This is a genomic window from Pseudomonas sp. PDM09, from assembly GCF_014852305.1.
Taxonomy (GTDB): domain Bacteria; phylum Pseudomonadota; class Gammaproteobacteria; order Pseudomonadales; family Pseudomonadaceae; genus Aquipseudomonas.
Map to the genome: position 1 here is coordinate 1 of NZ_JACVBI010000011.1, position 21,660 is coordinate 21,660.

Below are 21,660 nucleotides of genomic sequence, written 5' to 3' on the forward strand. Positions count from 1 at the left end.
CGTTACTCGCTGCTGTCAACACCTCTTTTTCTCCGCTTTCGACCGAGAAGATCGAACCGTCAAAAGAGCCAAACAACACCGCTCTTTCAACTCCTTCTGGCCTCGATGAACTGAAGCGTAACCGCTGTCGAAAACTGCTTAACTCTTTGTTTACCAAGGAGTTTTCCGTTTCGACTGCGCCGGAAGTGGGGCGAATTATAGACGTCCAGAATCTGCCGTCAAGCCCTGATTTCACAATTCTGTCATATAAGGCAAAGAAGCCCCGAAAACACGAAGGCCGGCCCCTAGGGGCCGGCCTTCTTCCCTTCTACTTACAAACTAGGGAATGCGAATTGCGAAGCCTCATGGCTCGCCCGTTGCGGCCAGCGCTGGGTAATAGCTTTGCGACGAGTATAGAAACGTACGCCATCCGGACCATACGCATGCAGATCGCCAAACAGCGAACGCTTCCAACCGCCAAAGCTGTGATAAGCCACCGGCACCGGTAAAGGCACGTTGACGCCGACCATGCCCACTTCAATCTCATCGCAGAACAACCGCGCCGCTTCCCCATCACGCGTGAAGATACAGGTGCCGTTGCCATACTCGTGATCGTTGATCAGCTGCATCGCCTCTTCCAGGCTGTTGACCCGAACGACGCACAGTACCGGGCCGAAGATCTCTTCTTTATAGATACGCATCTCTGGCGTGACGTTATCGAACAGGCAGCCGCCCAGGAAGAAACCTTCCTCATGACCGGTCACGCTCAGACCACGACCATCCACCACCAAGGTCGCCCCTGCTGAAACACCGTCTTCTATATAGCCACTGACTTTATCGCGAGCCTGACCGGAAACCAGCGGCCCCATGTCCAGGCCACAGGTCGTACCCGCACCGATTTTCAGCGCTTTGACCTGCGGTACAAGTTTGGCCACCAGCGCATCCGCCACCTGATCGCCGACGCATACAGCCACCGAGATCGCCATGCAACGCTCACCGCACGAACCATACGCCGCGCCCATCAGTGCGCTGACTGCGTTATCCAGATCCGCATCCGGCATCAATACCGCGTGGTTCTTCGCCCCGCCCAGCGCCTGGACGCGTTTGCCGCGCTTGGAGCCTTCGGCGTAAATGTATTCGGCAATCGGTGTCGAGCCGACGAAACTCAGCGCTTTGACTTCCGGCGCTTCAATCAAGGCATCCACCGCAGCCTTGTCGCCATGCACCACACTCAGCACGCCTTTCGGCAGGCCGGCTTCCAACAGCAGCTGAGCAATCAGCAGCGTCGAGCTTGGATCACGCTCGGAGGGTTTCAGAATAAAGCAGTTGCCGCAGACGATCGCCAACGGGTACATCCACAACGGCACCATGGCCGGGAAGTTGAACGGGGTAATACCAGCCACCACGCCCAATGGCTGGAAATCCGACCAGGCATCAATGTTTGGCCCGACATTACGGCTGTACTCACCCTTGAGAATTTCCGGTGCCGCGCAGGCGAACTCGACGTTCTCGATCCCGCGCTTCAATTCACCGGCCGCATCCTCCAGGGTCTTGCCATGCTCTTCACTGATCAGTTGGGCGATGCGGGCTTCGTTCTGCTCCAGCAATTGCTTGAAGCGGAACATCACCTGCGCACGCTTGGCCGGCGGAGTGTTACGCCAAGCCGGGAACGCAGCTTTGGCCGAGTTGATGGCTTTTTGAATGGTTTCACGGCTGGCCAATGGCAGTTTGTGGATCGCCTGACCGGTGGACGGGTTGAATACGTCGGCCGTACGACCGTCTTCGGTCACCAGTTCGCCATTGATCAAATGCGGGATAAGGCTCATGCAGGGCTCCTGAAAGTTGTCCACAGGCGCCCGCGAAAGGACGCCTATATAGAGAGAGAGGGGAAAAATCAGTCGATTTTGTTCAGCACTTCGCCGACCGCGTCGAACAGACGATCGAGGTCTTGCGGCTTGCTGTTGAAGGTTGGGCCGAACTGCAGGGTGTCGCCGCCGAAGCGCACGTAGAACCCGGCTTTCCACAGAGCCATGCCGGCTTCGAACGGACGCACGATGGCATCGCCGTCGCGAGGCGCAATCTGGATGGCACCGGCTAACCCGTAGTTACGAATGTCGATGACGTTTTTCGAGCCCTTCAAACCATGCAATGCATTTTCGAAATGCGGCGCCACTTCCGCCACGCTCTGCACCAGGTTTTCCTTTTGCAGCAGATCGAGTGCCGCCAGGCCCGCAGCGCAAGCCACCGGGTGGGCGGAATAGGTGTAGCCGTGCGGGAATTCCACCGCGTACTCAGGCGTCGCCTGGTTCATGAAGGTCTGGTAGATCTCGGAGCTGGCAATCACCGCGCCCATCGGGATCGCGCCGTTGGTGACTTGCTTGGCAATGCACATCAGGTCCGGCGTCACGCCAAAACTGTCGGCACCGAACATCGAACCGGTACGACCAAAACCGGTGATTACTTCGTCGAACACCAGCAGGATGTTGTGCTGATCGCAGATCTCGCGCAGACGCTTGAGATAACCCTGCGGCGGAACCAGCACGCCAGCGGAACCAGCCAATGGCTCGACGAATACCGCTGCGATGTTCGAGGCATCGTGCAGTTCGATCAACTTGAGCAATTCATCCGCCAGCGCGATACCGCCCTGCTCCGGCATGCCACGAGTGAAAGCATTGCTCGCCAGCAAAGTGTGCGGCAGGTGATCGACGTCCATCATCGCCTGACCGAACAGTTTGCGGTTGCCGTTCACGCCACCGAGGCTGGTGCCGGCGATGTTCACGCCGTGATAGCCACGAGCGCGGCCGATCATTTTGGTCTTGGTGGCCTGGCCTTTCAGGCGCCAGTAAGCGCGCACCATTTTCACCGCCGTGTCTGCGCACTCGGAACCCGAGTCGGTGAAGAACACGTGATTCAGATTGCCCGGGGTCAGATCGGTGATTTTCTCGGCCAACTGGAACGACAGCGGGTGACCGTACTGAAAGCCCGGCGAGTAATCCAGGGTACCCAACTGCTTGGCCACCGCGTCCTGAATTTCCTTGCGGGTGTGTCCGGCGCCGCAGGTCCAAAGACCCGAGAGCGAATCGTAGACCTTGCGGCCCTTGTCGTCTGTCAGCCAACTGCCCTCGGCAGCCACGATCAGTCGCGGGTCGCGCTGGAAATTGCGGTTCGCGGTGTAGGGCATCCAGTGAGCATCGAGCTTGAGCTGGCTGGCCAGGGAAGTCGGGGCGTTTTCAGGCACGTTCATGGGCAAAACCTCGCAGGGCAATAAGCGGCGTGGAGATGAAAAGCGTTCTTGCAGCTAAATTGCCACGGAGATAAAGTCGGTGAAATCCAACTTTTCTAACCTTCAGTCAGGCCCGGACTAAACTATGAGTACCCGCCGCCCCGATCCACTGGCGCAAGTCAGTGACTTTGATATCCGCCTGTTGCGGATTTTTCGCAGCGTCGTGGAATGCGGCGGCTTCTCTGCGGCGGAATCGGTGCTGGGGATCGGTCGCTCGGCGATCAGCCAGCAGATGAGCGATCTGGAGCAACGCCTCGGCCTGCGTCTGTGCCAACGCGGTCGCGCCGGTTTTTCCCTGACCGAAGAAGGCCGCGAGGTCTACCAATCAGCGCTGCAGCTATTAAGTGCGCTGGAAAGTTTCCGCACCGAGGTCAACGGCCTCCACCAACACTTGCGCGGTGAGTTGACCATCGGCCTGACCGACAACCTGGTCACCCTGCCCCATATGCGCATCACCCATGCCCTGGCGCAGTTGAAGGAGCGTGGTCCGGATGTACAGATCCAGATCCGCATGATCGCGCCCAATGAAGTCGAACAAGGCGTGCTCGACGGTCGCTTGCATGTCGGCGTAGTGCCGCAGGCCAGTGCGCTGTCGGGTCTGGAATATCAGCCGCTCTACAGCGAACGTTCGCTGCTGTATTGCGCAGTCGGGCATCCGTTATTTTATGTCGACGACAAACAACTGGACGATGAGCGTCTCAACAGCCAGGACGCCATCGCTCCGACCTTCCGTTTGCCTGCCGAGATTCAGGCCCACTATCAGACGCTCAACTGCACCGCTAGTGCATCGGATCGCGAAGGCATGGCATTTCTGATTCTGACCGGGCGTTACATCGGTTATCTGCCGGATCATTACGCCAGCCTCTGGGTGCAACAAGGCCGATTGCGTGCGCTGAAACCCAAGGCACGTTTTTATGACCTGAGCCTGGCATCTGTCACACGCAAGGGCCGTCGACCCCACTTGGTGCTGGAGAGTTTTCTGGAGAGCCTGGCCGCAACACGCTGAAACCTGTGGGAGCGGGCTTGCTCGCGAAGAGGGAGTATCAGTCGACATTAATGCAACTGACACACCGCCTTCGCGAGCAAGCCCGCTCCCACAGGGATTATGGTGTTCAGGTTTTATCGCAACAGGACTTGTCTGCGACCTGCGGGTGCGCTATCAACGCATCTGGTTGCACCCATTTACCTGTTCGGAAGTGCCTATGACCTTTGAAGTCCCAGCCCACGGCGGCAAACCCGCCAGCCGCATTCGTCAGAAGAACGAAGAGACCATCATCAAAGCCGCCGAAGACGAATTCGCCCGTCACGGATTCAAAGGCACCAGCATGAACACCATCGCGCAGAAGGCCGGGTTGCCCAAAGCGAACCTGCATTACTACTTCACTAACAAACTCGGTTTGTATGTGGCGGTGCTGAGCAACATCCTTGAACTCTGGGACAGTACTTTCAATACCCTGACCGTCGAGGATGATCCGGCAGAAGCATTGACGCGATACATTCGCGCAAAAATGGAGTTCTCCCGGCGCCAGCCACAAGCTTCGCGGGTCTTCGCCATGGAGGTCATCAGCGGCGGCGAATGCCTGAGCGCGCATTTCAACCAGGACTATCGCATCTGGTTTCAGGACCGGGCCGCGGTGTTTCAAGCATGGATCGACGCCGGCAAAATGGACCCGGTCGACCCGGTGCACCTGATCTTCCTGCTGTGGGGCAGCACCCAGCATTACGCCGATTTTGCCACGCAGATCTGCCGTGTCACCGGGCGCACCAAGTTGACCAAGCAAGACATGGAAGACGCCGGCAACAACCTGATCCGCATCATTCTCAAAGGCTGCGGCCTGACGCCTGCTATCTAAGACACTTATGCCTTTTACCCTCAGCGGCTTTTGCGAATACCGCGAAGAGATTCGCAAAAGCCGCTTCATCACCCTCGCCGGACCAATCACTAGCGCAGCTGATGCCCAAGCGTTCATCGAGCAGCACAGTGATTTGAACGCCTCGCACAATTGCTGGGCCTGGAAACTCGGCGATCAATATCGCAGCAACGATGATGGCGAACCCGGCGGCACCGCTGGCCGGCCGATTCTCGCAGCGATCGAAGCGCAGGATTGCGATCAGGTCGCGGTGCTGGTGACCCGCTGGTATGGCGGCATTCAACTGGGCACCGGCGGCCTCGCCCGGGCCTATGGCGGCGGCGCCAACAAATGCCTGCAAGGGGCGTCGAAGGTCGAGCTGATCAGTCGGGTGCCGGTGAGTTGTGCCTGCGCATTTAGTGAATTGGCGCTGGTGAAACTTCGGGTGGCGGAACTGGGCGGTTTGGTCGTGGAGGAAATCTTCACGGCCAATGGCGTGGAATTGCAATTGGCGATCGGCGAGGGGCAAATAGAGACCTTGCAGATGCAGCTGGCGGATTTGAGTCGCGGGCGCATTTTGTTGCAGCGATAAAAAGAAAGATCAAAAGATCGCAGCCTTCGGCAGCTCCTACGCGCCTGTGGGCGCTGCGATCTTTTGGGGCACCCCGGTTTTCTTTATTCTCGATACTTGCCCACATCTGCTGTGCACCCGGCTGTGGATAACCTGAGCACATTCCCCTGTAACCCTTCTGTCATGCGGCTTTGCGGGCTTTGTTCATTTTTCATCCAAATCCCCAGTAGCAACATTTATTTCACGTAAAAACAAACAGTTAGAGCGGTTTATCGCCATTAGAAGAAAGCCCCTCAGTGCTTATGCCCCTCCGCTCGGCTTGCGCACAAATACTGTGGAACAACCTGTGGATAACCCGTTCATGGCTGGCGCAGCCCCATGTCCGACATAGCTTGCAGGGTATTGGTCGTTTCTTGATCAATTCACCGCGCGCAAAACCAGAGCCTGATCAAAGAACGTGCCCTCAAGTGGTGCCTGATTCGGAGTTGGAATAAGGCGAGGCACCGCCCACAACCCTAAACCAGCAAGGCCTTGCCGATTTCCTGACTCAATGGCCAGGAAATTGCTTTATCCCCAGGTATAACTTCTGTCGACCTGAGCCTGTCATGTCCAACCCCGTGCCGATCCCCGATCAAATACCCCGCCTGCAATTGCGCAGAATCAGCAAACGTTACCCCGGTTGCCTGGCCAACGATGCCATCGACTTGAGCATTGCGCCCGGTGAAATTCACGCCCTGCTCGGCGAAAACGGTGCGGGAAAAAGTACCCTGATGAAGATCATCTACGGCGTCACTCACGCCGACTCAGGGGAAATGATCTGGCAGGGCCAGCGCGTGACCATGCGCAATCCGGCCCAGGCTCGCGGCCTCGGGATTGGCATGGTGTTCCAGCATTTCTCGCTGTTCGAAACCCTGAGCGTGGCGCAGAACATTGCGCTGGCCATGGGCGCTGCGGCGGGTACGCCGAAGCAGCTTGAGCCGAAGATTCGTGAAGTGTCCCAACGCTACGGCATGGCGCTGGAACCGGAGCGACTTGTCCACAGCCTGTCCATCGGCGAGCGTCAGCGGGTGGAAATCATTCGCTGCCTGATGCAAGACATCCGCCTGTTGATTCTCGATGAGCCGACATCTGTACTGACCCCGCAAGAAGCCGACGAACTGTTTGTCACATTGCGCCGGCTGGCGAGCGAGGGCTGCAGCATTCTGTTTATCAGCCACAAGCTCGGCGAAGTGCGTGCGTTGTGCCACAGCGCCACGGTGTTGCGCGGCGGTCGGGTGGCCGGGCATTGCGTACCGGCGCAGTGCTCGGATCGGCAACTGGCGCAGTTGATGGTCGGTGAAGCCGCCGAGCTGATCACCGACTATCCAAAGGTCATGGGGGCTGATGCGTTTTTGAACGTGACGGGGTTGTCCTGGCACAACCCGGACCCGTTCGGCTGCTCGCTGAAGGACATTGATTTCGACGTGCGCAGCGGCGAAATCGTGGGAGTCGCCGGAGTGGCCGGCAATGGTCAGGATGAGTTGCTGGCCTTGCTCAGTGGTGAAGAACGGCTGCCCCGCGATGACAGCGCGACGATCAGTTTCGGCGGGCAACCGGTGGCGCATTTGCGGCCGGATGCTCGACGCAAACTTGGCCTGGCGTTCGTCCCCGCCGAGCGTCTGGGGCATGGCGCGGTGCCGGAACTGAGCCTGGCGGATAACGCCCTGCTCACTGCGTTTCAACAGGGGCTTGTCAGCAACGGGCTGATCCAGCGCGGCAAGGTCGAAGCGCTGGCCGAAGACATCATTCGCCGCTTCGGGGTCAAGACACCTGATGCCCAGGCGCCTGCTCGCAGTCTGTCCGGCGGCAACTTGCAAAAATTCATCCTCGGCCGGGAAATCCTTCAACAGCCTGAATTACTGGTGGCCGCGCACCCGACCTGGGGCGTGGACGTCGGAGCGGCCGCGACCATTCACCGGGCGTTGATTGCCTTGCGCGATGCCGGCGCGGCGATCCTGGTGATCTCCGAAGACCTCGACGAATTGTTCCAGATCTGCGATCGCCTCGGCGCCCTGTGCGGCGGTCGGCTGTCGCCTTTGCAGGCCACCGTCGACACCCATCTGAGCGACGTCGGCGGCTGGATGGCCGGCCAGTTCGACGCGCCTCAATCACCTGCCCCCGTAGCGCTTTAACGGAGTTTCACATGCTGCTTTCTCTCGAACCCCGTGGCCAGCAATCGCGCCTGATGTTGTGGTGCTCGCCCTTGCTGGCGGCCGTGTTGACGCTGGGCTGTGGCTCATTGCTGTTTATCGCCCTGGACCACGATCCGTTACTGACCTTGCACACGTTGCTGATTGCACCGATCAGCGACTTGTACGGTGTCTCCGAATTGTTGGTCAAAGCACTGCCGATTCTGCTCTGCGCATTGGGCCTGGCGGTGGCGTATCAGGCGCGGATCTGGAACATCGGCGCCGAAGGTCAGTTGCTGCTCGGCGCCCTCGCCGGCAGTGCGTTGGCAGTGAACATCATTGGCTGGCAAAGCCGCTGGGCGCTGGTGTTGATCCTGCTCACCGGCACTTTGGCCGGTGCTGCATGGGCCGGGCTGACGGCGTGGTTGCGCACGCGCTTCAACGCCAATGAAATCCTCACCAGCATCATGCTCAATTACATCGCCCTGAACCTGCTGCTGTTCTGCGTCCACGGGCCGCTGAAGGACCCGGCGGGGTTCAACTTTCCAGAGTCGGCAATGTTCGGCGATACCAGTCGACTGCCACTGTTGATGGAGGACGGCCGGGTTCATGCCGGTGTGTACTTCGCCTTGCTCGCGCTCGTGGCGGTGTGGGTATTGCTGCAGAAAAGCTTCGTCGGCTTCCAGATCAAAGTGCTCGGGCTGGACAAGCGCGCCGCCGGTTTCGTCGGCTTTCGCGAGAAGCGGCTGATCTGGCTGGCGTTGTTGATCAGCGGCGGTTTGGCGGGGTTGGCCGGAGTGTGCGAAGTCACCGGGCCGATCGGCCAACTGGTGCCGCAAGTCTCGCCGGGTTACGGCTATGCGGCGATCACCGTGGCGTTTCTCGGGCGGCTGAATCCCATCGGCATTCTGTTTTCCAGCCTGTTGATGGCGCTGCTGTACATCGGCGGCGAAAGCGCACAGATGAGCATGAACCTGCCGCAAGCCATCACTCAATTGTTCCAGGGGATGATGCTGTTTTTCCTGCTGGCCAGTGACGTGCTGATTCTCTACCGACCGCGTTTGAACCTGCGCTGGGCTCGCCGTGCACCAACCACCGCCGTACACGCAGGAGCCTTGTGATGGATATCGATCTGCTGAGCAATATTTTCTACGCCATGGTTCGCTGCGGTACGCCGTTGTTGCTGGTGGCGCTGGGCGAGCTGATCTGCGAGAAGAGTGGCGTCCTCAATCTGGGGCAGGAAGGCATGATGCTGTTTGGCGCGGTGATCGGTTTCATCGTCGCGCTGAACAGCGGCAACCTATGGCTTGGCGTGTTGCTGGCGATGCTCGCCGGGATGCTGTTGTCGTCGCTGTTTGCCTTGGTGGCACTGGTGTTCAACGCCAATCAGGTGGCGACCGGGTTGGCGTTGACGATCTTCGGCGTGGGCCTGTCGACCTTTGTCGGCGCAGCGTGGGTTGGTAAACCGTTGGCGGGTTTTGAGCCGGTGGCGATTCCGTTGTTGAGTGACATCCCGCTGATCGGGCGGATGCTGTTTGCCCAGGACTTGTTGGTGTACTTGTCGTTCGCGCTGTTCACGTTAGTGGCCTGGGTGATTCTGAAAAGTCGCGTCGGGTTGATCATTCAGGCGGTCGGCGAAAACCCGGATGCCGCCAGTGCCATGGGCTTGCCGGTGTTGCGCGTGCGCACGCTGGCGGTGCTGTTTGGCGGCGCGATGGCGGGGTTGGCCGGGGCTTATTTGTCCCTGGCCTACACACCGATGTGGGCGGAAAACATGAGTGCCGGTCGCGGCTGGATTGCCCTGGCACTGGTGGTATTTGCCAGTTGGCGGGTGTGGCGATTGCTGCTCGGGGCGTATCTGTTCGGTCTCGCCAGCATCCTGCATTTGGTGGCGCAGGGGTTGGGGCTGGCAATTGCGTCGAGCCTGCTGGCGATGCTGCCGTATGTCGCGACCATTGTGGTGTTGGTGCTGCTGTCCCAGGATGCCGTGCGCACACGGTTGTATGCGCCGGTGTCGTTGGGGCAGCCGTGGCAGGCCGGGCATTAGGTGTTGGTCGTTCGGGCCTCTTCGCGGGCAAGCCTCGCTCCTACGGATTTGAGTCGTTCACGTCATCGGCGAACTACACAAAACCTGTAGGAGCGAGGCTTGCCCGCGAAGGCGCCCGAACAGGCAACACTTGAACAACGCCCCACACCAATTCAAAGACCAGAAAAATAACCAGCAATAAGCTGGCGCCGTGGAGCAAGGCATACAGCTGCCAAGCCGAAAACAGAAACCGCCCCACCGCGTCATACCGCCCAAACACCTGCTGCGGATCACGAATCCGCAGCACGGCCCACACGCACACAATCGAACCCAACAAATTCGCCATCAGCATGTGCATCGGCTCGAACGGCGGTAGCTCGCCAGGCACATTGAAAGTCTGACTCAGACTCAACAACACGCCATGCAACGCCGCAAAACTCCACGGCGTTACAAAAGCAGCGGTCACGATCAGGTCGTACCACGCACTGCCACGCACCACTTGACGATATTGCGTTGAAGTCCACATCCGTCTTGCTCCATAAATTCAGGGAGCAACAAGGCTAAAGCCTGGAGTATGCTCCAGGGTCAAGCCCTCTCGAGACATCAAGATGCGCATCGGTGAATTAGCCCAGGCCAGCGTCGTCAGCCGCGACACATTGCGCTTTTACGAGCAGCGCGGGTTGATCGCCGCGCAACGCAGCGCCAATGGCTATCGCGACTATCCGGCGGAGATGGTGCAACTGGTGCTGTACATCAAGACCGCTCAGCGACTGGGCTTTACCCTTGGCGAGATCGGCAGCAGCGTCGCTGCGCTGTGGCAGGCGCCCGACCCAGCCAATGCCGTGACCCAACTGCTGCAAGACAAACTGAACCTGATCGAAACCCGCATCGCCGAACTCGATGTCTTGCGTCAGGAACTGCAACATCGGCTCGGTCAACGTTGTCCATTAAATCCGTGATTTTCATCCATCAAGGAAGCCATTCATGTCCAAGGCAAAAACCGCACTCATCATCGGTGCCTCCCGAGGCTTGGGCCTCGGTCTGGTGAAAACCCTGCTGGCCGACGGCTGGCAAGTCACCGCCACCCTGCGCAACCCGCAGGGCGCCGAAGCCTTGCAAGCGCTGGGCAAGGTGCGGATCGAAAAACTCGACATGGACGATCAGCAAGCGGTCATTGCCCTTAGCCAACAACTCAAGGGGGAAGTCTTCGACTTGTTGTTTGTGAATGCCGGAGTCAAGGGCCCGGAGGTCCAGACGCCGGGCGGCGCGACGTTGGCCGAGGTGGGGCAATTGTTCTTCACCAATGCCGTTGCGCCGATCAATCTGGCCCAGCGCTTCGTCGGGCAGATTCGCGATGGCAGCGGCGTGCTGGCCTTCATGAGTTCGGTGCTGGGCAGCGTGACCATGCCCGACGCGCCGGAGCTGGCACTGTACAAGGCCAGCAAAGCGGCGCTGAACTCCATGACCAACAGCTTCGTCACGCAACTGGGCGAACAGAAACTCACCGTGCTGTCGCTGCATCCGGGTTGGGTGAAAACTGATATGGGCGGTGAAGGCGCGGACATTGATGTGGAAACCAGCACCCGGGGGTTGATCGATCAGGTGAATGCGTATGCCGGCAAGGGCGGGCATCATTTTGTGAACTACAGGGGTGAGACCATTCCCTGGTAACACCACAGATCGAGTGTGGGAGCGGGCTTGCTCGCGAAGAGGGAGTGTCAGTCGGCATTGATGTGAATGACACACCGCCTTCGCGAGCAAGCCCGCTCCCACAGGGGTCTTGCGTTGTCCTGTCGGGCCGGGCTTGCCCGCGAAGCTTTTTTGTTCGAAACTCCGCACCTCGCCCCCGCGGCGACCCTGGATCAGCAGACAGGGCAACACTGAGCTGGCAACCCTGAACCCAACTTTCAGAGGAGCCGGCCACCATGCCTGCGATCCGTACCTGGTTAAAAAACCCCCTCGCCATTTTCACGGCCAACGCGCTCGATGCCCGTGGCGGTCTGGTGCTGCAAGACGGTTTGATCGTCGAAGTGCTCAGCGCCGGCCAGCAACCGGCCGCGCCCTGTGACCACGTTTTCGATGCACGCGAACACGTGATCCTGCCAGGGCTGATCAACACCCATCACCACTTCTATCAAACCCTGACCCGTGCCTGGGCGCCGGTGGTAAATCAGCCGTTGTTCCCGTGGCTGAAAACCCTCTATCCGGTCTGGGCTCGTCTCACCCCTGAAAAACTCGCCCTCGCCACCAAGGTCGCATTGGCCGAGTTGCTGCTGTCCGGTTGCACCACTGCGGCCGATCACCATTACCTGTTTCCGGAAGGTCTGGAAAATGCGATCGACGTGCAGGTCGAGAGCGTCCGCGAACTGAGCATGCGCGCCATGCTCACTCGCGGTTCCATGAGCCTTGGCGAAAAAGACGGCGGCCTGCCACCGCAGCAGACCGTCCAGGAAGGTGAAGTGATCCTCGATGACAGCCAACGTTTGATTGCCGCATACCACGAGCGCGGTGATGGGGCGCAGATTCAAATCGCCCTGGCACCGTGTTCACCGTTCTCGGTGACCCCGCAAATCATGTCCGCCAGCGCCGAACTGGCGAACACCCTCGACGTGCGCCTGCACACGCACCTGGCGGAAACCCTCGACGAAGAAGACTTCTGTCTGCAACGTTTCGGCCTGCGTACCGTTGATTACCTGGACAGCGTCGGCTGGCTCGGGCCGCGTACCTGGCTGGCCCACGGCATTCATTTCAACCCCGACGAAATCGCGCGCCTCGGCGCGGCCGGCACGGGCATTTGCCATTGCCCGAGTTCAAACATGCGCCTGGCTTCCGGCATTTGCCCGACGCTGGACCTGACCGCTGCGGGGGCGCTGCTGGGTCTGGGCGTGGACGGTTCGGCGTCCAACGATGCGTCGAACATGATCCTCGAAACCCGTCAGGCGTTGTACATCCAGCGGCTGCGTTATGGCGCGGAAAAGATTACCCCAGAATTGGTACTGGGCTGGGCGACCAAGGGTTCGGCGAGTTTGCTCGGGCGCACCGATATCGGTGAACTGGCGGTGGGCAAGCAGGCGGATCTGGCGCTGTTCAAACTGGATGAACTGCGCTTCTCCGGCAGCCATGATCCGGTGTCGGCGCTGCTGCTGTGCGGCGCGGATCGGGCGGACCGGGTGATGGTCGGCGGAAAGTGGCGGGTGATCGACGGTCAGGTTGAGGGGCTGGATCTGAAAGGGTTGATTGCCGATCACAGCCAGGCCGCTCGGCAGTTGATCGCCGGCACCTGACACAACACCAAACAAATGTGGGAGCGGGCTTGCTCGCGAAAGCGGTGTGTCATGCAACATTGATGTCGGCTGACATACCGTCTTCGCGAGCAAGCCCGCTCCCACAGTTTTGTGTGAGGCGCCCGCACCAGTGGATGGCGTGGATTCGAGACGGTGCACCGGGATGGTTCTGTGGTGGTCGTCAGGGACTCTTCGCGGGCAAGCCTCGCTCCTACGGGATTTGCGCAGGTCTTGTGCGGGCTTGCCCGCGATGGCCGCTACGCGATTCCGATCCATTAGTTGTCCTGTTGGTCAGTAATTTGCATTGCCCTGACCTACCTCACAACAAAATGGAGTTCCCGTTCATGCATAAACGTCCGTTGAAAAAGCTGCTCTGCGCTGTCGCCGCAGCCATCGGTCTGAGCGCCAGCCTGACCGCCAGTGCTGCCGACCCGCTGAAAGTCGGCTTCGTCTATATCGGCCCGATCGGTGACCACGGCTGGACGTATCAGCATGAACAGGGACGCAAGGTGCTGGCAGAAAAATTCGGCGAGCAGATCACCACCAACTACGTGGAAAACGTCGCCGAGGGTGCCGATGCCGAGCGGGTGATCCGCAACATGGCCAAGGACAAGTACGACCTGATTTTCACCACGTCTTTCGGCTACATGAACCCGACCCTGAAAGTCGCCAAGCAATTTCCCAAGGTGACCTTCGAACATGCCACCGGCTACAAGCAAGACAAGAACCTTGGCACTTACCTGGCGCGCACTTATGAGGGCCGCTACGTCGGCGGTTTTCTCGCGGCGAAGATGACCAAGACCAAGAAAGTCGGCTACGTCGCCTCGTTCCCGATCCCGGAAGTGATCCGCGACATCAACGCCATTCAACTGGCCCTGAACAAGTACAACCCGGGCACCGAGATCAAAGTGGTGTGGGTCAATTCCTGGTTCGACCCGGGCAAGGAAGCCGACGCGGCCAATGCGCTGATCGACCAGGGCGTGGACGTGGTGTTCCAGCACACCGACAGCCCGGCACCGATCCAGGCGGCCGAACGGCGTGGCGTGTATGCCGTCGGTTATGCATCGGACATGGCGCATTTCGGGCCGAAAGCGGTGCTGACGTCTATCGTCAATGACTGGGGGCCGCATTACATTCAGGCGACTCAAAGCGTGCTCGACCACACATGGAAATCCCAGGATTACTGGGGCGGTCTGAAGGAAGGTACGGTTGAGCTGCCGATCAGCGACCTGGTGCCGCCTGCGGTAAAAACCGAAGCCGAGCAGATCATTGCCGACATCAAGAGCGGTGCGTTGCATCCGTTCACCGGACCGATCAAGGACCAGGCCGGCGTGGAGAAAATCCCGGCGGGCGCGACGGCAACCCATGCGGAGCTGGCGTCGATGAACTACTACGTCGAAGGCATGAAGGCCGAGATACCGAAGTAATTCCGGCGCGAACACAAAACCCTGTGGGAGCGGGCTTGCTCGCGAAGGCGGTGTGTCATGCGATATTGATGTCGACTGACACACCGCCTTCGCGAGCAAGCCCGCTCCCACAATGGATCTTCGGTACTCTTCAGCCAGCGTAGGACAGCAACATGAACCAACTCCCGATCATCGACATCGCCCCACTCTACAGCGATGACCAAAACGCCTGGCAATCCATCGCCACACAAATCGACCATGCCTGCCGCGAATGGGGCTTTTTCTATATCAAGGGCCACCCGATCGCCCCGTTGCGTATCGCCGCCGTGCTCGAGCATGCCCAACGTTTTTTCGCCCTACCCGCCGCCGAAAAACTCAAGATCGACATCACCCAAACCCGCCACCACCGCGGGTATGGCGCCATCGCCACCGAGCAACTCGACCCGAGTAAACCCAGCGACCTGAAAGAAACCTTCGACATGGGCCTGCACCTGCCGGCTGATCATCCCGAGGTGCTGGCGGAAAAACCTTTGCGCGGGCCTAACCGTCATCCGTCGATGCCCGGTTGGGAATCGCTGATGGAGCAACACTACATCGACATGCAGGCGCTCGCTCAAACCCTGTTGCGGGCCATGACCCTGGCGCTGGGCATTGAGCGCGATTTCTTCGATAGCCGTTTCAAAGAACCGGTCAGCGTGCTGCGGATGATCCATTACCCGCCACGCCACACTGCGAGCTCCGAAGAACAGCAAGGTGCCGGCGCTCACACCGATTACGGCTGCATCACCCTGCTTTATCAGGATGCCGCTGGCGGACTGCAAGTGCGCAATGTGCGGGGCGAATGGATCGATGCGCCGCCTATCGAAGGCACGTTCGTGGTCAACCTCGGCGACATGATGGCGCGCTGGAGCAACGACCGTTACCTGTCGACGCCGCACCGGGTAATCAGCCCGTTGGGAGTGGATCGTTACTCGATGCCGTTCTTTGCCGAACCGCACCCCGACACCGTCATTGAATGCCTGCCCGGTTGTCAGGACGAAGGGCATCCGGCCAAGTATCCGGCCACCACCTGCGCCGAATTCCTGTTGTCGCGCTTCGCTGATACCTACGCCTATCGACGGCAACAGGAAGCCGTGTAATGAACCGGCTGGTCAGGTTTTGCTCATTGTTTCTGCGGGCATCTGTAGAATGCCCTCATTGCACCTGATGAGATTTCAAAAATGTACGACTGGCTGAACGCTCTGCCCAAGGCAGAATTGCACTTGCACCTGGAAGGTTCGCTGGAGCCTGAGCTGCTGTTCGCCCTGGCCGAACGCAACAAGATCGCCCTGCCGTGGAGCGACGTTGAAACGCTGCGCAAGGCTTACGCCTTCAATAACCTGCAAGAGTTTCTCGACCTGTATTACCAGGGCGCCGATGTGTTGCGCACGTCTCAGGATTTCTACGACCTGACCTGGGCCTACCTGTTGCGCTGCAAGGCGCAGAACGTGATTCACACCGAACCGTTCTTTGACCCGCAAACCCACACCGACCGTGGCATCCCGTTCGAAGTAGTGCTCAACGGCATCGCCGCCGCACTGAAGGATGGCGAGCAGCAACTGGGCATCACCAGTGGTTTGATCCTCAGTTTCCTGCGTCATTTGAGCGAAGACGAAGCGCAGAAAACCCTCGACCAGGCGCTGCCGTTCCGCGATGCATTTGTCGCCGTGGGCCTGGACAGTTCGGAGATGGGCCACCCACCGAGCAAGTTCCAGCGGGTGTTCGATCGTGCACGCAGCGAAGGTTTCCTGACCGTGGCCCACGCCGGTGAAGAAGGCCCGCCCGAGTACATCTGGGAAGCCCTCGACCTGCTGAAAATCCAGCGCATCGACCATGGCGTACGCGCCATCGAAGACGAGCGTTTGATGCAGCGGATCATCGACGAGCAGATCCCGCTGACCGTGTGCCCGTTGTCGAACACCAAACTCTGCGTGTTCGATCACATGTCCCAGCACAACATCCTCGACATGCTCGAGCGCGGTGTGAAAGTCACGGTGAACTCCGATGACCCGGCGTATTTCGGCGGGTATGTCACCGAGAACTTCCACGCGCTGTACACCGATCTGGGCATGACCCAGGATCAGGCCAAGCGCCTGGCGCAGAACAGCCTGGATGCGCGGTTGGTGAAACCTTAAGGTTCACCGCACAACCCATGTGGGAGCGGGCTTGCTCGCGAAGGCGGCGTGTCAGTCAACGATGATGTCGACTGGCATACCGCTTTCGCGAGCAAGCCCGCTCCCACATTCGTTCGGTGATTAACGGACGATCACCGGCTCACTCAACTCTTCCAACGTCTTGCCCCGGGTCTCCATCCCGAACATCCACACCACCCCCGCCGCAATCGCAAAACACATCGCCCCCAGCGCAAACACCCCGCCTTGCCCGGTCATCGGGAACACCAACCCGGTCACTAATGGCCCGAGCAACGACCCCACGCGGCCGATGGCGGACGCGAACCCCGAGCCCGTGGCGCGTGCCGACGTCGGGTACAACTCAGGGGTATAGGTGTAGAGCACCGCCCACATGCCGAACAGAAAGAACTGCATCAGCAGCCCCGAGGTAATCAACAGACTGACGTTGCCGCCGAACACTGCACTCTGGCCATAAAGAAACGCCATGATGCCGCCGCCGAGCAATGTCACGACGCACACCGGTTTACGCCCCCAGCGCTCCACCAGCCAGGCAGCCATGAGGAAACCGGGAATCCCGCCGAGGGAAATCAGCACCGTGTAATACACCGACTGGGTCACCGCGAAACCCGATTGTTGCAACAACGCACTGAGCCAGGACGTCAGGCCATAGAAACCCAGCAAGGCGAAGAACCACACGCTCCAGATCATCATCGTGCGCTGGCGATACTGCGGCGACCAGATCTCCCCTAGCGCCGAGAAGAAAGTGCCCGGTTGACTCGCCACCCGGGGCAGACGAATCGGTTCAGGCAAATCCGCACGGCCCAATGAAGCCCGGACTCGATCTTCGATGCCGAGCAAGACCTTATCCGCCGCGTCATGATGTCCGGCCTGCTCCAGCCAGCGCGGAGACTCGGGAATGAAAAAACGAATCGCCAGGACGAACACCGCCGGCACCGCCAACACCAGAAAGATGTCGCGCCAGCCAACCACCGGCAACAGGAAGTACGACAGCACCCCGGCCGCGACGAAGCCGAGCGGCCAAAAACCATCCATCAACGCGATGTAACGCCCACGTCGCTTTGCCGGAATCAGCTCCGACAGCATCGACTGAGCAATCGGAAACTCCATGCCCATGCCGATCCCCAGCAGGATTCGGAACAGCGTCAGCGTTTCAACGTTTTGCGCCGTGGAGCACAGGTAGCTGGCGATGCCCCACAGCACAATGCTCCACTGGAACACTGGTTTGCGCCCGAAGCGGTCGGCCAGCATACCCGACAGCGATGCGCCCAGAACCATGCCGAAAAAACTCGAACTGGCCAGCAACCCGGCCTGCGCCGTGCTCAGGCCGAACTCGGTTTTGATCGAGCCGAGCAGAAAGGTCATCATCGCCAGGTCCATGGAGTCGAAGAAAAACGCCAGGGCAATGATGATGAAAATGATGCGGTGATAACCGCTGATGGGCAGCCGTTCCAATCGTTCTGCCGCGCTGAAGCTTCGTGTTTCCATGCCACATTCCCCCAATCCTGAAAGTCCCCGGATCGAGTGTGCGCGATAGTGGCTGGGGGTTATTGCTGGATGCGACCTGTCCACAGCTCTGAACGACGCCTGAAACAAATCCCGGACGTCGCCCTCAATGACTCTAAAACGCCATTTCCAGTTCGGTTTCCTTGGCGAAGCGATGGATTTCCTGTTGCCCCACAGCGGTGATTTGCAACGCTCGCGAATCGTTGGGCAGGCTCAACCAGCCCGATTGCATGAACAGCTGCAACAACGCCGCGCCCAATGAACCACCCATGTGCGGGCGTCTTTCGCTCCAGTCCGGGCAAGCGCAGGCGACTCTGCTGTTGCGATGAGCCAGCGCCTGGATGAACACACCGCGCGTTGCCAATTGTGTGGCGCCCTTGTGAGTGATCATGACCCGCTGATCGAATTGCTCTATCCAGCCCGCATCCAGCAGGCGCTGGTAGAGGTCGGCGGCCAGGGTGCCGCCCAGATGGTCGTCGCAGAGCCTGGCCCGCAACAATGACGAAGGCGCCGCCTGAGGTTTGGCGATAGGGCTCGTGCGTTTGAAAACCTCTGGAATGTCCTGAGGCGCGCTGGCCAGGGTCGCGCTGGCCAGGGCCTCTATCGCGGCGCCGACTTCGGGCGCGGCAAGCCGGAAAAACCGTTTGCGGCCACGGGTTTCGACTTTCAACAGACCTCCGGCGGACAAACGCCCTAAATGCGCACTGGCCGAAGACGGCGACAGGCCGGCCAGCAACGCCAGCTCTTCGGTTTGCCGCGCCGAGCCGTCCATCAAGGCCCACATCATCGCGCTGCGCTTGGGGTCAGCCAGCAATGTGGCGATCTGGCTGATGCAAGGTGCATGTTCCATGTATTCACTCCCTGTTGAATCGTTTCGTCTACTGCTCAGAGATATCTTGACCAGTAATGTGTCGTCGGCCAAGACGCGAAAACCGCCATGGACCGGGCAAAGCCACCCACTCACCCAAGCCATTGCTTCGTGGGGGCAACGAAGGTCCGGTGATGACCATCGGGTATGACCGAATCGAACCTGGACTCGCCATTGCGAGGTCGACGGTGCGTACATGAGGCGGGCGCTAGTATAAGCGGGTTAACCGCTGGTTCCTGCCCTTGGGAATCCATTGGTGGTGATAGTTCCTGACAGAAATTTCGCTATTTGCCTGCGACTAATGATCGACACCCGAAATCGTCGGAAATTGACTGCTTATTCGAGCGCATCGGCTGGCAAGCATTTCCCGCAAAAGGTTCACCGGCTTACTCAATTGTGCGCGATGGGCGCACAGCAAATTCAGCGGGGCGCGCTCACAGAGCAGCTCCGGCATCAGCACTTTCAGCCGACCGGCCAGCACATCGGCGGCGACATCGAGCCAGGACTTATACGCAATCCCCGCCCCCGCGACGGCCCACAGACGCACAACATCGGCGTCGTCGCTGAAGCGATCACCACTGACCGTCAGGCTCATTTCGCGTTTGCCATCGTGGAAACTCCAGTGATCGTGAACCCGACTACCAAGCATGAATAACAGGCAATTGTGCTGAGCCAATTGCTCCAGATACCGAGGTTCGCCATGCCGGGCCAGGTAACTCGGCGCCGCGCAGAGTACACGACGGTTCTGCGGGGCGATGGGCAACGCCACCAGGCTCGAGTCTTCCGGCTCGCCATATCGCAGGGCAATGTCCACCGGTTGGCGGAACAGGTCGGCGATGCGGTCGCCCAGCAGCAACCGGACCGTGAGCTTCGGATGCTCGCGCTGGAACTCGTCGAGCCATGGCAACAGCAGGTTGCGACCGAAATCCGAAGGCGCCGACAACTGCAAAATCCCGCTGACCTGATCCTGCCCGCTGGCCAGCAAGCGGCGGCCCTCATCGAGATTGCTCAAGGCTGCCCGGGCGTACTCCAGAAAGCCCTCGCCTTCAGCGGTCAGGCGCAGGCTGCGGGTAGAACGGGCGAGCAAGCGGGCGCCGAGTTGCTGTTCGATGCGCTTCAACGCCGCACTGGCCACCGCCGCCGACATATCCATCACCCGCGCCGCCGCCGACAGGCTGCCCAGGTCTGCAGCCCGAACGAACAACTGCAAGTCATCGAAACGCAACATCGTCAGCCTCGATTATCAAAAAAATATTGAAAGAGACTGCTCTTTTAGCGGGTTTTATCTTGCCGGGAAATAACCAATCATCTGCCCCATCGAAATTATTCCCGCTCAGGAACCCATATGAAAGCCATCGCCTACTACGACTCCCTGCCCATCAGCGACGAAAAATCCCTGCAAGACATCGAACTGCCAGAACCGGTCGCCGGCCCGCGCGACCTGTTGGTGGAGGTCAAAGCCATCTCGGTCAACCCGGTGGATACCAAGGTTCGCCAGAACGTCCAGCCGGAAGGCGGCGCGGCAAAGGTGCTGGGCTGGGACGTGGCCGGTGTAGTCAAGGCTGTCGGCAGCGAAGTGACCTTGTTCAAGGCTGGCGACAAGGTGTTCTACGCCGGCTCCATCGCCCGTGCCGGCGGCAACAGCGAGTTGCATGTGGTGGATGAGCGAATCGTCGGTCATATGCCGAAAACCCTCGGTTTCGCCGAAGCTGCCGCCCTGCCGCTGACTGCCATCACCGCGTGGGAACTGCTGTTCGAACGCCTGCAAGTGCGCGAAGGCAAAACCGATGAGGGCCAGAGCCTGCTGATCGTGGGTGCCGCTGGCGGTGTGGGTTCGATCCTCACGCAATTGGCCAGCCAGCTCACCGGGCTGAAGGTCATCGGCAGCGCTTCCCGTGCACAGACCCAGAGCTGGGTGCGTGACCTGGGCGCCGATCAGGTGATCGATCATAGCCAGCCGCTGAGTGAAGAACTCAAACGTGCGGGGTTCGAGCAGGTGACCCACGTCGCCAGCCTGACCCAGACCGATCAACACCTGGATCAATTGGTGGAGGCGTTGGCGCCGCAAGGCAAACTGGCGCTGATCGATGATCCGAAGTCGCTGGACGTGACCAAGCTCAAGCGCAAGAGCCTGTCGCTGCACTGGGAGTTCATGTACACCCGCTCGCTGTTCGAAACAGCAGACATGATCGAGCAGCACAACCTGCTCAACCGCGTCGCCGGGCTGATCGATGCGGGCACGCTGAAAACCACGGTCGGCGAGCACTTCGGGACCATCAACGCGGCCAACCTGCGGCGTGCCCATGCTCTGCTGGAGAGCGGCAAGTCCAAGGGCAAAATTGTGCTTGAAGGGTTCTGAAGAGTAGGAGCTGCCGGAGGCTGCGATCTTTTGATCTTGTGTTTTAAAAGCAAAATCAAAAGATCGCAGCCTTCGGCAGCTCCTACAGGGTACGGCCGAAATATCCGGGATGTACGTCGATCCCTGTTGCCGTCAGTCAGAGAATTGACCGTTGTCACAATTGCGATCGTA

The 21,660-nt window shown here is 59.6% G+C and carries 19 protein-coding genes; 13 read left to right on the forward strand and 6 right to left on the reverse strand.

Features of this window, described 5'->3' with window-relative positions:
- Positions 1-311 precede the first annotated feature (311 nt).
- Complete coding sequence (locus IB250_RS23760) at positions 312-1,805, reverse strand: CoA-acylating methylmalonate-semialdehyde dehydrogenase (RefSeq protein WP_192345795.1); 1,494 nt, start codon at positions 1,803-1,805, stop codon at positions 312-314.
- 68 nt (positions 1,806-1,873) lie between these two features.
- Entirely contained in the window at positions 1,874-3,223 is a 1,350-nt protein-coding gene (locus tag IB250_RS23765) for an aspartate aminotransferase family protein (RefSeq protein WP_192345796.1), read from the reverse strand.
- Positions 3,224-3,347: 124 nt separating this feature from the next.
- Here IB250_RS23765 and IB250_RS23770 point away from each other — a divergent pair, with 124 nt between their 5' ends.
- The 6 genes from IB250_RS23770 to IB250_RS23795 all read left to right on the forward strand — a co-directional run bounded on the left by IB250_RS23770 (position 3,348) and on the right by IB250_RS23795 (position 9,898).
- Entirely contained in the window at positions 3,348-4,268 is a 921-nt protein-coding gene (locus tag IB250_RS23770; RefSeq protein WP_192345797.1) for a LysR family transcriptional regulator, read from the forward strand.
- 196 nt (positions 4,269-4,464) lie between these two features.
- The gene (locus IB250_RS23775; protein WP_192345798.1) at positions 4,465-5,115 is read left to right on the forward strand and encodes a TetR/AcrR family transcriptional regulator; all 651 of its coding nucleotides are present in this window, start codon (positions 4,465-4,467) and stop codon (positions 5,113-5,115) included.
- A 7-nt stretch (positions 5,116-5,122) separates the two neighbouring features.
- Positions 5,123-5,704: an IMPACT family protein gene (locus IB250_RS23780; RefSeq protein WP_192345799.1), complete on the forward strand. Its 582-nt coding sequence runs from the start codon at positions 5,123-5,125 to the stop codon at positions 5,702-5,704.
- Between the two features lie 584 nt (positions 5,705-6,288).
- Positions 6,289-7,854 (forward strand): ABC transporter ATP-binding protein, encoded by a 1,566-nt coding sequence (locus IB250_RS23785; protein WP_192345800.1) that lies wholly within the window; start codon positions 6,289-6,291, stop codon positions 7,852-7,854.
- Between the two features lie 11 nt (positions 7,855-7,865).
- The gene (locus tag IB250_RS23790) at positions 7,866-8,972 is read left to right on the forward strand and encodes an ABC transporter permease (RefSeq protein WP_192345801.1); all 1,107 of its coding nucleotides are present in this window, start codon (positions 7,866-7,868) and stop codon (positions 8,970-8,972) included.
- Complete coding sequence (locus IB250_RS23795) at positions 8,972-9,898, forward strand: ABC transporter permease (RefSeq protein ID WP_192345802.1); 927 nt, start codon at positions 8,972-8,974, stop codon at positions 9,896-9,898. The genes IB250_RS23790 and IB250_RS23795 overlap by 1 nt, the downstream gene beginning before the upstream one ends.
- Before the next feature lie 73 nt (positions 9,899-9,971).
- Here the strand turns inward: IB250_RS23795 and IB250_RS23800 are convergent, their stop codons facing one another.
- A complete protein-coding gene (locus IB250_RS23800; RefSeq protein ID WP_192345803.1) occupies positions 9,972-10,403 on the reverse strand; it encodes a hypothetical protein in 432 nt (143 codons plus the stop codon).
- Positions 10,404-10,485: 82 nt separating this feature from the next.
- Between IB250_RS23800 and IB250_RS23805 the strand changes: the two genes are divergently transcribed.
- From IB250_RS23805 to IB250_RS23830, 6 genes are all read left to right on the forward strand, one after another.
- The gene (locus tag IB250_RS23805; protein WP_192345804.1) at positions 10,486-10,836 is read left to right on the forward strand and encodes a MerR family transcriptional regulator; all 351 of its coding nucleotides are present in this window, start codon (positions 10,486-10,488) and stop codon (positions 10,834-10,836) included.
- Positions 10,837-10,861: 25 nt separating this feature from the next.
- A complete protein-coding gene (locus IB250_RS23810; protein ID WP_192345805.1) occupies positions 10,862-11,548 on the forward strand; it encodes an SDR family oxidoreductase in 687 nt (228 codons plus the stop codon).
- 254 nt (positions 11,549-11,802) lie between these two features.
- Entirely contained in the window at positions 11,803-13,161 is a 1,359-nt protein-coding gene (locus IB250_RS23815) for an 8-oxoguanine deaminase (RefSeq protein WP_192345806.1), read from the forward strand.
- Positions 13,162-13,505: 344 nt separating this feature from the next.
- The gene (locus IB250_RS23820; RefSeq protein ID WP_192345807.1) at positions 13,506-14,588 is read left to right on the forward strand and encodes a BMP family ABC transporter substrate-binding protein; all 1,083 of its coding nucleotides are present in this window, start codon (positions 13,506-13,508) and stop codon (positions 14,586-14,588) included.
- 152 nt (positions 14,589-14,740) lie between these two features.
- Positions 14,741-15,706, forward strand: a complete 966-nt coding sequence (locus IB250_RS23825; protein WP_192345808.1) for a 2-oxoglutarate and iron-dependent oxygenase domain-containing protein — start codon at positions 14,741-14,743, stop codon at positions 15,704-15,706.
- Positions 15,707-15,787: 81 nt separating this feature from the next.
- A complete protein-coding gene (locus IB250_RS23830; RefSeq protein ID WP_007907140.1) occupies positions 15,788-16,741 on the forward strand; it encodes an adenosine deaminase in 954 nt (317 codons plus the stop codon).
- A 120-nt stretch (positions 16,742-16,861) separates the two neighbouring features.
- Here IB250_RS23830 and IB250_RS23835 read toward each other — a convergent pair whose 3' ends face one another.
- From IB250_RS23835 to IB250_RS23845, 3 genes are all read right to left on the reverse strand, one after another.
- Positions 16,862-18,244 (reverse strand): MFS transporter, encoded by a 1,383-nt coding sequence (locus IB250_RS23835; RefSeq protein ID WP_192345809.1) that lies wholly within the window; start codon positions 18,242-18,244, stop codon positions 16,862-16,864.
- Positions 18,245-18,377: 133 nt separating this feature from the next.
- Entirely contained in the window at positions 18,378-19,112 is a 735-nt protein-coding gene (locus IB250_RS23840) for an ArsR/SmtB family transcription factor (protein ID WP_192345810.1), read from the reverse strand.
- A 316-nt stretch (positions 19,113-19,428) separates the two neighbouring features.
- A complete protein-coding gene (locus tag IB250_RS23845; protein WP_192345811.1) occupies positions 19,429-20,358 on the reverse strand; it encodes a LysR family transcriptional regulator in 930 nt (309 codons plus the stop codon).
- Positions 20,359-20,475: 117 nt separating this feature from the next.
- Here IB250_RS23845 and IB250_RS23850 point away from each other — a divergent pair, with 117 nt between their 5' ends.
- Positions 20,476-21,489 carry a zinc-binding alcohol dehydrogenase family protein gene (locus IB250_RS23850; protein WP_192345812.1) on the forward strand — a complete coding sequence of 338 codons (1,014 nt, stop codon included), beginning with the start codon at positions 20,476-20,478 and terminating at the stop codon, positions 21,487-21,489.
- Positions 21,490-21,660: the final 171 nt, after the last annotated feature.